The 13,317-nt window shown below is 32.2% G+C and carries 12 protein-coding genes; 5 read left to right on the forward strand and 7 right to left on the reverse strand.

All coding sequences use genetic code 11. From position 1 onward, the window contains the following. Positions 1-108: 108 nt before the first annotated feature. From ATE84_RS24830 to ATE84_RS24845, 4 genes are read left to right on the forward strand one after another with little or no spacing between them, the layout of a single operon-like run. Complete coding sequence (locus ATE84_RS24830; RefSeq protein WP_101450475.1) at positions 109-654, forward strand: heme NO-binding domain-containing protein; 546 nt, start codon at positions 109-111, stop codon at positions 652-654. Continuing rightward, positions 647-2,239 carry a PAS domain-containing sensor histidine kinase gene (locus tag ATE84_RS24835; RefSeq protein ID WP_101450476.1) on the forward strand — a complete coding sequence of 531 codons (1,593 nt, stop codon included), beginning with the start codon at positions 647-649 and terminating at the stop codon, positions 2,237-2,239. The genes ATE84_RS24830 and ATE84_RS24835 overlap by 8 nt, the downstream gene beginning before the upstream one ends. A 3-nt stretch (positions 2,240-2,242) precedes the next feature. Further along, positions 2,243-2,563, forward strand: coding sequence for an Hpt domain-containing protein (locus ATE84_RS24840; RefSeq protein ID WP_101450477.1), 321 nt, complete (start codon positions 2,243-2,245; stop codon positions 2,561-2,563). Between the two features lie 22 nt (positions 2,564-2,585). Next, positions 2,586-3,317: a LytTR family DNA-binding domain-containing protein gene (locus ATE84_RS24845; protein WP_101450478.1), complete on the forward strand. Its 732-nt coding sequence runs from the start codon at positions 2,586-2,588 to the stop codon at positions 3,315-3,317. Here ATE84_RS24845 and ATE84_RS24850 read toward each other — a convergent pair. From ATE84_RS24850 to ATE84_RS24880, 7 genes are read right to left on the reverse strand one after another with little or no spacing between them, the layout of a single operon-like run. Further along, positions 3,312-4,118, reverse strand: coding sequence for a hypothetical protein (locus ATE84_RS24850; RefSeq protein ID WP_101450479.1), 807 nt, complete (start codon positions 4,116-4,118; stop codon positions 3,312-3,314). The two genes, ATE84_RS24845 and ATE84_RS24850, sit on opposite strands and share 6 nt — an antisense overlap. Continuing rightward, positions 4,118-4,750 carry a hypothetical protein gene (locus tag ATE84_RS24855; protein WP_101450480.1) on the reverse strand — a complete coding sequence of 211 codons (633 nt, stop codon included), beginning with the start codon at positions 4,748-4,750 and terminating at the stop codon, positions 4,118-4,120. Before ATE84_RS24855 ends, ATE84_RS24850 begins: the two co-directional genes overlap by 1 nt. After that, positions 4,747-5,850 (reverse strand): glycosyltransferase family 4 protein, encoded by a 1,104-nt coding sequence (locus ATE84_RS24860; RefSeq protein ID WP_101450481.1) that lies wholly within the window; start codon positions 5,848-5,850, stop codon positions 4,747-4,749. Before ATE84_RS24860 ends, ATE84_RS24855 begins: the two co-directional genes overlap by 4 nt. Continuing rightward, entirely contained in the window at positions 5,851-6,237 is a 387-nt protein-coding gene (locus ATE84_RS24865) for a hypothetical protein (protein WP_101450482.1), read from the reverse strand. It abuts the gene before it with no gap. Between the two features lie 7 nt (positions 6,238-6,244). Beyond that, the gene (locus ATE84_RS24870; protein ID WP_101450483.1) at positions 6,245-7,174 is read right to left on the reverse strand and encodes a hypothetical protein; all 930 of its coding nucleotides are present in this window, start codon (positions 7,172-7,174) and stop codon (positions 6,245-6,247) included. A 1-nt stretch (position 7,175) separates the two neighbouring features. After that, complete coding sequence (locus tag ATE84_RS24875; RefSeq protein WP_101450484.1) at positions 7,176-8,327, reverse strand: glycosyltransferase family 4 protein; 1,152 nt, start codon at positions 8,325-8,327, stop codon at positions 7,176-7,178. Next, positions 8,328-8,894, reverse strand: coding sequence for a LemA family protein (locus ATE84_RS24880; RefSeq protein WP_233195890.1), 567 nt, complete (start codon positions 8,892-8,894; stop codon positions 8,328-8,330). 352 nt (positions 8,895-9,246) lie between these two features. Here ATE84_RS24880 and ATE84_RS24885 point away from each other — a divergent pair, with 352 nt between their 5' ends. After that, positions 9,247-13,260, forward strand: a complete 4,014-nt coding sequence (locus ATE84_RS24885) for a DUF4114 domain-containing protein (protein WP_101450485.1) — start codon at positions 9,247-9,249, stop codon at positions 13,258-13,260. The last annotated feature ends 57 nt before the right edge of the window (positions 13,261-13,317 follow it).

Raw genomic sequence — 13,317 nt, forward strand, 5'->3', positions numbered from 1 at the left:
AATTACCTCATATATGTTTTCTTTTCAATATTATACAAATCACGCAAAACTACAATACAATAGTTTTTCTGAGGTATACAGGCATCTAACCAAAAAGTTTTTAAAAGAATGAAAGGAATAGTATTTACAGAATTTTTAGAATTAGTCGAAGATAAATTTGGATTAGAAGTAGTCGATAAAATCATCCAACAATCTAATCTGCCCTCGCAAGGAGCATATACCGCCATAGGTACTTATGACTTTTCTGAAATGCTGGGGTTACTAAAACATCTTAGCGAGCATACAAAACTAAGCATCGATGACCTTCTTCTCACTTATGCCGAACATTTTTTTTCTGTTTTGGCCAGTAGTTATCCACATTTAATAGAAAAGTACAATGATCCTATAGAGATGTTATCCTCTATCGAAAATCATATTCATGTCGAAGTTCGAAAAATATATCCCGATGCAGAACTTCCCACTTTTGAAATACAAGAAAAAACCCCCTCTAGACTGGTTATGATTTATAAATCCAGTAGAGCGATGTACAATTTTGGACTTGGGTTAATGCGTAAAACCTTTGAGCATTTTGATGCTACGGCTACAATCACACTAGAAAAACTCACATCAGATGGAACGGAAGTAAAATTTAGTATCGTGAAAACAAATGAGTAGTGATGATATAGAAATACTAAAAAGAGCTATACAAAGAGAAAAGTTAGCTCGAAAACAAGCAGAAAAAATTCTTGAGGATAAATCTCGGGAACTTTATCTGATCACTCAAGAATTAAAAGAAACCAATGAAAAACTAGAAGATCAGGTAGGTACAAAGGAATCTGAGTTACAAGGCGTATTTGATAATTTACTGGATGCCTACGTTAGAATGGATATTTTCGGTAATGTCCTGGAGATGAACTATGCCGCTAGAAATTTATTTGGATATGATATTACAAAAGAAAAACTAAATGTTGTAAAACTTATTTATAAAGAAGATTATAAATATGCCATGACTTCTTTTCAGGAACTGGTTACCAAAGGTTCTTTTTCTAATTACCAAGCCAGAGTATATACAAAGGATAATGGAATACGTACCGTTCATATCAATGCCAGTCTTATTTTTGATAAAAACAAGACTCCTATTGGAGCACAAGGTATTGTTACCGATATTACCGAAGAGCTGAAACAGAAACAAATATTCGAAGAACAGAAAAAACAACTATCTGTTATTGTAGAAAACTCATCTTTGGGAATTGCACTTACTCAATTTGGTAAAATAGTTCAAACCAATAAAGCATTTCAAAAATTATTAGGTTTTACCGATGAAGAACTCTTGCAAAAAGAAGTTAAAGATATTTCTATAAAAGATGAATATGAGGCCGTAGTAGAAAATTTAGAAAAGATGAATGCAGGAAAAATCGATAGCTTTTCTGTAAACAAAAGATATGTAAAACATAATGGATCTTCATTTTGGGCCAAAACCAATATCGCGGCGGTACGAGATCTTGATGGAAATATTAAATATCAGGTCGCATTTATAGAAGACATTACAGAACAATTAAGGGTAGAAAAACAAAGAGACAGGTTAGTAAAAAAATTAGAAAAAAGTAATCAGGAACTTAATGATTATGCACATATTGTATCACACGATCTTAAATCTCCTTTACGTAGCATGAATGCATTAATTACATGGTTAAAAGAAGACTATGCTGATACTCTCGATGATGGTGCTCAAAACTCATTAAACATGCTACTTAAAAAAGTAGACAAAATGGATCATCTGATTAACGGGATTCTCAAATATTCGAGTATTGACAAACAAGATTACCCCGAAAAAAACATTGATCTTACTGATATTTTGACAGATATTATAGATGTTATTCATATCCCGGATCATATCAAAGTATCGATCATCAATGAGCTTCCTGTTGTAAAAGGAGACAAATTCAGATTACAGCAGTTATTTCAGAACTTAATTAGTAACGCTGTAAAATACAATGATAAAGAAAAAGGAATTGTAGAAATTTCATGTAAGGAAAATGGAAAATTCTGGGAATTTGCAATAAAGGATAATGGGCAAGGAATTCCTGACAAGTATCACAATAAGATTTTTCAGATTTTTCAGACATTAGATAATAAAAAAGAATCCACCGGAGTAGGATTATCTATAGTAAAGAAAATTGTTGACTTATACAGCGGTAAAATCTGGGTTGAATCAGAAGAAGGGCAAGGAACTACTTTCTATTTTACATTAAAAAAATAACGTATGAACGAAACTCCAAATCTCATATACATTAAAGAACTCGCTGCTGGTTCTGAGTCTTTTGAACAAAAACTAATTGGTATTGTAAAGCGAGAGTTTCCTGATGAAAAAGGTGAATTTCTTAAAAATTATACCTCAAAAACATATACTAAAGCAGCAGAAAATGTTCATAAACTCAAACACAAAATTGGAATGTTTGGTTTTGAAGAAGGGTATCAAACCGCAATAGATTTTGAAGAGGAGCTAAAAAGCGGTACCCCTTCGTTATATTCAAAATTTATATTAATTTTAGAATCCATAGAGCATTTTCTAAAAACGCTTTAAAAATCCTAAAAACCAACTTACTATGAATTGCATAATTATAGATGATGAAGAAACCGCAAGAATGATTATTCAACAACTTTGTTCACAGGTTGATGAGTTAAATGTTATTGAGGATTTTCCAAATGCAATTCAGGCTATTAAATTCTTAAACAAAGAAGAAGTAGATCTAATTTTTCTGGATATTCATATGCCAGACTTTACAGGTTTTGATTTTATCGATACCTTAAAAAATCCACCTAAAATCATTTTAACAACTTCTGACAAAAATTTTGCTTTAGAAGCTTTTGAGTATGAGTGCATCGTAGATTATCTGGTAAAACCAATAACCTTACCTAGATTTCTTAAAGCAATACAAAAGGCAGAAAGCGTAACGGTAGTTGCTGCAACAGAAACCACAACAGAGACTTCTACAGAACCGCTATCAAATACATCTTCTTCTGAAAAAAACGAGCTTTATATTAATATCGACAGAAGATTAATCAAGATAAATATCCCAACTATTAATTTGATTGAAGCCAAAGGAGATTATGTGCTTATTAAAACCGAAAAACAGAATTATACTGTTCATTCTACATTAAAAAAGGTTGAAGAAAAATTACCAACTGATCTTTTCTTAAAAGTACATCGATCTTATATCATAAATATCAAAAAAATCATTGATATAGAAGACAACAGTGTACTTATTGCCAAAGATGTTATCCCTGTGAGTCGATCAAATCGACCAGAACTCATGAGAAGATTAAACTTGTTATAACTGATTGCATTTTTTTCTTTTAAATTGATCGTCAAACCTTCTTTTAAAGGGTAAAAAGTGTTGTTTTTGACGATAGTCTTGTGTTGCAAAAAAAGTATTAAAACCACAAGCTGTAAAAATTTTGGTCGACCCTTCAAGCAAAGATCGAATTGGTCTTTCAGAAAAAATCAAAGTAACATCTTCTACATCGAATGTTATCATTTCACTAAATGTCTGAATATAAATATGCTCATCATTTTTTTGATATAACTGTGCTAGTTTATATAATTGAATCACTTCTTCCTTAGGTTCAGAATGAATAATAAAAAAGAATGGTTTTTTTAAGGAGAGTTTTTCTTTTGAGTATATAAAACCTTCGTTAATGGATAAGTAAAGTGCTTTTGAATACCTATAATAATCAAGAACAATTCCTTTTTCTAATATAATCAAATCGTCATAACGAGGTGAGCTATGTTCCCTAAAATAAGATGTTTTAAGAATACGAGTTACTATTGTTTTTTTTATCTTAATTCTATCAAGATTACTAAGTTCTCCGTAAAAACCACATGGAAAAACATCAACTACAAACTCATACACAGCATATTTTTCAATACTTTGAATGAGTGTGCTAAAAAACAACTCATGATTCTTAAAAAAAGAATCTGGATAATACATCATTTTTATTTCCTGCGGAAGAAATCCTTTATGTCTCGAATTGGTTAGTATAATACAAGATGAAAGTTCTATTTCTCTAACTCGTATATAACTAAGTATTCTATTAAGATGTCCTAATCCAGATCCATATGCATAAAATAAGATCATTATAACTGTGTCGACAATTCTGCTAGAATGAACATTTTTTGATCTTCTGGAATTTCTTTTATAGCCAAAATAGCATATACATAATTATCTTGATTAGAAGACAATTGATATAAAATTTCATCATTAACAGTAACAGAGGAAGAACCGAGTTGTATAGCATATAGCTCCTCTTCATTACGTTTTATTTTTATTTTATCATCGTATCTCCTGATTTCAAAAGCATTTTCATTTTCTTCATTATCTGATATCTTAATTTTATCTGGGTATATTTTAATTTTCCATAATAACTCTGAATTTTTATCTCTTAATTTAAAACCTTCACTTTTAAACTTCACTTCATATACCATTGACCCATTGGTATAAAACTTATGTTTATCAGGTTTGTTCTTACTTGTATACTTATTTCCTCCTGCATAAATCGTTAAAGGATCTAGAGTAAATCCTCCTATTTTTTCTCCTGTTGGTGTCGAAATAACCATTTGGTCATCAACATTTGTTGCTTCTTCAACACTTGTTGCCTCTACAACATTGTTTGTTTCGGTCTCTTTTGATGCATTATTTTCTGTATTTGATTTACAGCTACTTACGATTAACAATAAGCAAAATAATGCTACAGTATATATCTTTTTCATAATTTCAGTTTAGTTAAATAATTTATAATCTCTTTTTCTTCGGTATATTGATTGTTTATTTTATTAAATAAACGATTAGAAATTTCAATTTTTGTTTCTGAATCTAATTTATGAACTTTCATGAGTACTTCTAAAAGACTCGAAGGTTTTAATGGATTAAACAAAAAGCCATCTTTTTCATTCTCGATCACATCTTTTATACCCCCAACGTTTGAGGCAATAACCACATTTTTTGAAGCCCCTGCTTCTAGCAATACATTTGGCATTCCATCATAAAAAGAAGGGATTAGAATAATATCTGCTGCATGATAAAAGGTAATTAATTCATTTTTATTTACAAATGAAAAAAAACATACTTTAATATTGAGTTGATTAATATATTCTTTGACAGAATCTTCGATATCACCAACCATCCAGATTTCATATTCTTCTTTATTACTAAAGGAAGAAAAAGTAGTTGAAAATTCTAATATTCCCTTTTTGGCTTTTAACTGCCCAACGATCACAATTCGTTTTCTTTCCCCAGAATTCTTTTTTAATGCATCAATCTGTTTTAATTGACTATTAACAGGTTCCCATAATTTACAATTAATCCCATTATGTGTGAAATACACATTTGGATGTTGTATTAGTTTAATAATTTTATCTCTTTTCTCATCGGTAACCGTGAAAATAAATTTAGACTGTTTTAATGTATATAATAAGGCTTCACGTCTCTTAGAAAAAATTGCTTCATCAAAATCATTACCTCTTATCAGCGTAATCAATGGTTTATCTATCCATTTCGAAATAATTGGTCCCAAAACAATAGGTAAATGTCCTCCAAACGCAACAACATATTTTATATCATCTAATACGGATAGTCCTTCTATAAATTGGGATGCAAGATTGAGCGTAAACTCTTCTGAATTATAAACTGGTACTGCAGAATAACTTCCTTGCACAGCCGCTTCTGTATGAAACTTTTTTCTTCTATTTGTAAAATGGATGACGTGCACATCTACCTTATGCTTCCTGAAATTACGAATTAATCGATCACAAGATTCTGCCATACCCCCTTTACTAGGGTGATAATGTTGGGTAATAAAAAGAAGACTCATTTAGCTATCAAAATAAGAAGTACCATCATCGGTATCATCATAATTGTCATAATAGTCATTAACCATGAATAGTGCACCATAATCTTCTGCTATAAAGGTCATGTACTCGTATTCTTTATGAAAACGTTCTATCATTTTTCTACGCCACACATATCGGTCTTTCGAGTATAACTCAATATCTTTGGTTAATCTCGTGTCTTGTTCTGTAAAACACGTTAGACATAAGTTTTGTGTCTCTTCGACAGTATTCGTGCTCTCTAAAGGTTTAAATGCATGAATATTACATATAGGTTTATTGCACTTTTTACAATGATGAACCATTGGTATATCACATGCTCGTAAAACAAATAATCCAATAGTCTCTTCGCAATTTTTTCTTTCTTCCATATAAGGTTTACACTCTTGGAGTTACACAACTATAACTGACGTTTATCAAATTAATTAATTCTAAAGCAAAATAATCAGAAGAAAACATCTCTATAGAACTTGATGAGTAAGGTTGATATTTTTCTGGGTGCTCATTTTTAATATCAAATTTTCGGGTCGTTTTAACAATATAAAAACTTGTATCTTCTGCTAGTTGTATATTAGACTTATCTACTTCTTTTTTAAGGATATATTTTGTTTTTGGGATTTTCATTTTTAATACAAAAGGATATACCGATTTATATTTTTGTTTTGTTTTTTGTTTACCACTTACTCTTCCTCTTTTGGTAATAATACGATTTCTCAATCGTTCTGTAAAATTAAAGGAGAGCATCGATCCATCGCTTAAAAAGCATGATCCTTTACTAATCTCTTTTTCATAATAATAATTATTACCTGAAATAAACCCAGAGGTGTTAGCATCATGTTTTTCTTGTTTTATCAAGTTTGTGGATTGTATTGTGTCTTTTACATTAGCCTCTAATGAGATTCTGGATTGAGGTTGTAAATCCTCTTCTATTAATGTAAAAAAAGCAGAAAAATAATCCGAAAAAAAATCAAAGCCATCTGTATATTTTTTCCTGAACTTACTATTAATTTTTATGGTAAACAGTATGGCAATACCCAGGCTCGCGATAATCAATATAAACACAGGAAAATAAAAAAAATAATTAATTATGAATCCAAGGACAATTAACGATAATGCCCCAATCCATATTTTTTTAAGTTCTTTTTTCTTTTTATCATTAGCATGTTCTCTTTGTAATACACAAGCTCTAAAAAAGCGAATCCATTTTAATGGTGTCTTTTTTGATGTAAAGCCCCTATGCAAATGAGCTCTTTCTATGGGAGCTCCACTAAATTGCTCCTTAGTTAAAACAGATCCTTGTTTATTCATATTAATTTCTTAAATCCTCATATACTTGGTTTAACTTCTTTACTTGTATTTGCCAGGTAAACTCTTTTTTCATTTTTTTTAATGCTCTATCCGACAAAACCATACGCTCTTCTGGGGTATCTAACAAAAAACGAATACATCGAGCTAGATCCAACTCCCGATCTGGTTCAACTAACATGGCTTCTTTTTCAGAAACAAGTTCTCTTACTACTGGTAAATCCGATGCTACAACAGTAGTTTCGCAAGCCATAGATTCTAATATTTTTAAGGGATTACATCCTTGAATAATATTTCGATCACACGCTTTTAAAGGAGCTATTGATAATTTTGCGAAATGTATATAGTTATAAAGTTCTTCTCTTTGTAATTTTGACTTTACAATCACCCGATCACTAATTTCTAATTTTTCTATCAGTTTTTGTAACGGTTTAAATGCTTTTTCTTTTACAGATGAGCAAATTACCAATTTTAAATCCTCATAGTCCTGTAAAAAGGTCATCGCTTTTAAAAGCACTTCTATTCCTTGCCATCGCTGTAAAGCCCCAAAATAAATGATATAGTTATTTGGAGCGTCATTTGGCCTTTCAAAAGACTCTGGAACATGCGCTCCGTTAGGAATCACTTTAATCTTATTCTCAAGAATCTTATAATCAGACACCAATAGCTTTTTTGTGGTATCTGAAGGCGTTATAATTACATCTGAATTTGTGAGACACTTTTGTTCTAAAGACCTAAGTTTACTTAGGAAATCATCTGTAAGATTTGGATATCTATAAGGTAATTCTATTGAGGTTAATGCATTAACCTCAAAAACTGACTTGATATTTTTATGTGCTATGATTCCCATACCACTCCAAATATCTCTGAAATGAGCAATTTTTATGTCCTTTTCATTTCTTTCAATTTCTAAAAAGATTTCTTCAGAGAACAGAGAAGCTTTTTCTAAATAATTCAATTTTTCCTCAGAATAATACCTCTTAATTAAAATATTTTCATGCCTTTGAACCGCAGGGAGTTTATCATTCCCTCTTAAACATAATAATCTAAGTTCATCCCCATGCGTTGACAACTCAGATATCATTTCTTTTATATGTGTAGATGATCCTTTTGAGCTAGGAAACACATCGTAAGCAGCATAAACATTTAACATCATCTAAAACGATACTTTTGTTGGTTCTCGCTGCGATGTCTCCTTAATTTCGAAAAAAGTTCCTTTATCAAAATTGAACATATTTGAAATGATATTAGAAGGAAAGCTTTCTATTGCAATATTATTCTCTTTTACTGTACCGTTATAATATCGACGTGCCATCTCTATTTCTTCCTCAATAGCACTTAGCTCATTTTGCATCTCGATAAAATTCTGATTTGCTTTTAATTCCGGGTAATTTTCTGCGATTGCAAAAAGATTCATCATAGAATTTTTTAATGCATTTTCTGCGTTACCTTGATCAGATACATTGTTAGCATTCTGAACTAAGTTTCTGGATGCAGTAACATTTTCAAAAAGCTCTTTTTCATGACTTGCATACCCTTTAACGGTTTCCATCAAATTAGGTATTAAATCATTTCGTTTTTTAAGAAAAACATCAATACTACTCCATCCTTCTTCCATAAGGTTCTTTTTGGTAACTAAACTGTTATAAATAGAAACCCCTGCCAAGAACAATAAAATAACACCTCCTAAAACGATAAAAACAATAATCATAATTCCACTCATAGTTATAATAAAATTTAGTCATAAAAAATTTAAATTGACAATGCTATATAGATCATCTTTTTCATGATTTGTTAAAAATAGAAATAAATATTGATAGATGATTATAATGCTCTCAGAATAGTATAAAATATCCAAATACTAATCTAAAGGAGTGCTTCGACCAAAGGAAGATGTGTGTCGAGAATAGTTTTTTATACTATTAATTTCTAAATGCACAACGGGTTATTATAGACAAATACAACCCAATATAAAACCCATTCATCTACAGCAAATTACCTCTGATCGAATACCACCAATATTAAAGGTTGATATAGATTAATTTTAGTCATCAGAAACCTAAATCTATATCAATATGAAAAAAATAACTACCCTCATATCCATATTAATAGCCCTATCTGGATACGCTCAACAACCTTTTGATTGTGATGAAGGAAATTTCTACCAGGTAATCTCTGGATCTTTAAAAGCATATGACCCAATTACCGGTTCATATTCTGAAGCACTACACACCTACTCTTCTACCTATAATGCGGGAGGATATAATCCAGAAGATAATTATCTATATGCCATTAAGAGAAATGACAAACATCTACTTAGAATCGCCAAAGATATGGTTGTTGATCTTGGTGCTGTAACCCCTGCCGGAACTACAGTCTTTGGTGGTGGATACGCAGCAGATGTAGATGCAGACGGAAACCTTTGGGTATATCAAAACACCAATAAAAAAACATTTCATAAAATAACAAATTTAAAAGATTATGACGGATCTTCTTCTCCGGTTTTTGAGGTCGTAGAAGCTGATCAGGCCTCACCTAGTACTTGCGCAGATATTGCTTATATAAACGGTGCTCTTTATGGAGGAAGCAGAGGAAAACTATACAAATGGGAGTTGTCTTCAGGAACCCCTGTATTTTCACAAAAAACAGTAACCAATCTACCTACCAGTACTTTTGGAGCTGCTTATGCCGATGCAAATAACAGGTTATATTTATCCGATAATAGCGGAGGATTATACTTAATCAATGATTATGAAAGTAATACCCCGACAGCCACTCTTCTTAATCTTACCGAAACCACAAACTCTAATGATGGGTTTAAATGTGCCAACGGTATTTCTCCCTTAGATAAAGATCAAGACGGTGCTTTAGATTCTATGGATGCTGATAGTGATGGTGATGGTATAATGAATATTACAGAATGTAACGGTATAGATCCTTACGGAGACGATGATGGGGATGATTTGTACAACTCCCTGGATAATGATATTAGTGGTAATGGAGACAATGTAGTACAGGATGCTTTTGATAGAGACAGCGACGGTAATCCTGATTTTCTGGACATCGATTCTGATAATGATGGGATATATGATATCGTAGAAGCCGGGCAAGGCGATAAAGACACCAATAACGACGGAATCTTCAATGGTTCTGACAGTAACTTTCTGGATACCGATATGGATGGGTTAGCAGATGCGTTTGATCCTGATCAGACCGGAAGCACTTTTATTCCTAATGACACTGATAATGACGGTATTTATGACTGCTACGATATTGATTCTGATAACGATGGCATTGTAGATATTATTGAAGGTCAGGATAGTGCTAATTATCAAAGACTATCAAATATTGATCAAGACAAAGATGGTATGGATGATGCCTTTGACCCTGATTATGCAGGAACCACAAATGGAACCGTAAATACTGATGGTACTGACACTTATGATCATCTGGATACTGATTCTGATAATAATGGTGTATCTGATAGTACAGAAGCATATGATAGCGATGGTGATGGGGTTGCAGAAACTACATTATCTGGAGTTGATAATGATAATGACGGATTAGATGATAGTTTTGATTTAAGAAAAAGTAGTTTTTCTCCAGAAAACGGCGGACAAACTCCAACAAGTTTTCCTATTCCTGAGATCTGTGACCGATATAACTACTTAGGTGATTTTTCTTCTAATGGAAAGCCACTGTATTTAGACGGGCAAGATGTAGTGACACAAGAAACTATCGATCAAATAAACAATGCATTACCAGAAGGGTATCCGGTACCAGATTTTAACCCTCATTATATTTCTTCGGGTTACGATACCGATATTGAAGTACAGGAGCAAGCTGATATCTGGGTTACTTTTATAGGAGAAGGAGCGGGTTACAAAAACACATTAGGATTCTATACTTATGATATTAATAATCCGTCATCTTCAATACCCGCTCCAGAAGATATTACGATCATTTTCCCTAATGTATCCGCAGTAGGAAGCGGTGGTGAATTAGAGGTCGGTGACAAAGTAAAAATCGGTACTTTTCCTCCTAATACAGGAATTGGATGGGTATTACTAGCCAATGCATGGTCAGATGGTTGTGTAGGAACAGGACACTGGCAACTACACTCTAATCCGGATTATAATCCAGAAACAGACCCTTCACTACGATATCACAATGTATTATTATCTGATCCTGACAACGAAAGAATTATATTAGGTTTTGAAGATATACGAAGAGATTATACTTCTTGTGACCAGGATTTTAATGATGCATTATTCTATATCACAGCAAGCCCTTATACAGCAATTTCAACAGATAATTGTGTGGATATCGATACCGCAACCGATGTTACCTCTGCTAATAATGGTGGGTTAGAAAGTAATGGAGACTTAGCAAGCTTAATCGCTAAACGTAACTTTAGCAGAACAAAAACGAATAATATTTTCAATACCAAAAAATCACAACAAAGATTTCAACCTGGTATGAAATCGTATAAATCTGGTAACAAGGAAGATTTAAGTATCTATTTCCCTAATACAGGAATATTTGGAACGGAGTCTACTTATGTATCCAGTCCAGAAGATCTATTAAGTATTACCAATGCAGAAGCGGTATTCTCTGTAGACTACTATAAAGGAAATGAAAGAGTAGCAGCGGCATTAGCCACATCGACCAAAGGTTCTATTTATGATCATTCAAAAACAATATGTGACCGATTAAATGGCTCTAAATTATTAGATGTAAGAACAGTAACTATTAAAAATCATACGCTTGTAAGTACCAGAATAGAAAGAGCTACAGGTCAAATTGAATATGCACTAACCTTTTCGGTTAAGAAAGGTGAATCTGAAAATGAAATCTATAGCTTATGGAATATTGGCAACTATCCTGATGGAGATTATATAAATTTCCAGGTATGGGGTGGATCAGTACCGCAAGTAGCAAATATTGCGAATCACATCTTGGATTCATTTACAACCGATAAACCTATGCGTAGTCATAAAATGAGTCATAGAGTGCCTACCGTATTCGTAGAAAAAGGAGCATACTCAAATGGAAAACTAACTCTTAATATTATCAATAAATTAGGCGCTACTCATATGACCTTTAATGGTAACATTAGAACGACTGAACAATCAAAAGAACACAATATGATTGAAACAGTAGCATTATCTGGGGCATACAATGAGCAAATCACTATAGAAACAGGATATCTATTTGATATCGGATTCTCTATCAAAGGAGAAAACTCTACACAATTAGATGCATTGTATCTAGCAGATGGTCCTTGGGGTATCGATTACCAGGAACAAGGAGTAGTGATCGAGAATTTTGAAGTCACAAAACATGATGTAACAGCACAGAAAAATGAATATACTATAGAACGAAATGCATTAGTATATGGTGAAGTAAAAGAAACACTAAATCTTTTTAGAAATATATTAGCAGGCGAATTAACACTACCTGTATCTAACTATGATGCTCTACAGTTTGAAATGTATAATGATAGAGATATCGAAGTAATATTAGTAACCGAAGATCTTACAAACTGGAATAACAGACTTAGATATAGAATTCCTGCTACCGATGAAAAGACTACACATACCATTTCATTTTCTGATTTCACAAATGGCAATAAAGAAAACGAAACCTTCAAAAAAGTAAGAAGTATTGTGTTTTCTGTACAGGGGGATTATCAAAACTTTACTCCATTTCATTTAGAAGTATCGGATTTGGCATTCACCAGTACAACAACAATAGATCCCGAAACCTCTGTAGCAGTAGAAGAAGACCAAGGAGATAATGATGATGAAATCACACAAGTAGAAACAGATGAACAAATCACAGTGACTACGCTTTCTAATTATCCTAATCCTTTTAAAAACAAAACTACAATTCGAGTACCAGGAAACCATAAAGCATTAGAAATAGTAGTCATCGATATGATAGGAAGAACAGTGCGACAGGAACGTATGGCATTACAGAATAACACTATAACTTTTGAAACCAAAAGCCTTATCCCAGGTGTATATTATTACATCTTAAGAGGTGATAACAAACAAAAATATAAAGGTAGTTTTTTAATACAATAAAGATTAGGTTAAGTTCAGGATTTGGGTAATAGCGAGGATGATGTCATGATTGTCCTC

This window comes from Aquimarina sp. MAR_2010_214, assembly GCF_002846555.1.
Classification (GTDB): Bacteria; Bacteroidota; Bacteroidia; order Flavobacteriales; family Flavobacteriaceae; genus Aquimarina.

Excerpts from the sequence above, each read along its gene's own strand:
- ATE84_RS24830 (WP_101450475.1), top strand. The coding sequence starts at position 109 with ATGAAAGGAATAGTATTTACAGAATTTTTAGAATTAGTCGAAGATAAA.
- ATE84_RS24835 (WP_101450476.1), top strand. The coding sequence starts at position 647 with ATGAGTAGTGATGATATAGAAATACTAAAAAGAGCTATACAAAGAGAA.
- ATE84_RS24840 (WP_101450477.1), top strand. The coding sequence starts at position 2,243 with ATGAACGAAACTCCAAATCTCATATACATTAAAGAACTCGCTGCTGGT.
- ATE84_RS24845 (WP_101450478.1), top strand. The coding sequence starts at position 2,586 with ATGAATTGCATAATTATAGATGATGAAGAAACCGCAAGAATGATTATT.
- ATE84_RS24850 (WP_101450479.1), bottom strand. The coding sequence starts at position 4,118 with ATGATCTTATTTTATGCATATGGATCTGGATTAGGACATCTTAATAGA.
- ATE84_RS24855 (WP_101450480.1), bottom strand. The coding sequence starts at position 4,750 with ATGAAAAAGATATATACTGTAGCATTATTTTGCTTATTGTTAATCGTA.
- ATE84_RS24860 (WP_101450481.1), bottom strand. The coding sequence starts at position 5,850 with ATGAGTCTTCTTTTTATTACCCAACATTATCACCCTAGTAAAGGGGGT.
- ATE84_RS24865 (WP_101450482.1), bottom strand. The coding sequence starts at position 6,237 with ATGGAAGAAAGAAAAAATTGCGAAGAGACTATTGGATTATTTGTTTTA.
- ATE84_RS24870 (WP_101450483.1), bottom strand. The coding sequence starts at position 7,174 with ATGAATAAACAAGGATCTGTTTTAACTAAGGAGCAATTTAGTGGAGCT.
- ATE84_RS24875 (WP_101450484.1), bottom strand. The coding sequence starts at position 8,327 with ATGATGTTAAATGTTTATGCTGCTTACGATGTGTTTCCTAGCTCAAAA.
- ATE84_RS24880 (WP_233195890.1), bottom strand. The coding sequence starts at position 8,894 with ATGAGTGGAATTATGATTATTGTTTTTATCGTTTTAGGAGGTGTTATT.
- ATE84_RS24885 (WP_101450485.1), top strand. The coding sequence starts at position 9,247 with ATGAAAAAAATAACTACCCTCATATCCATATTAATAGCCCTATCTGGA.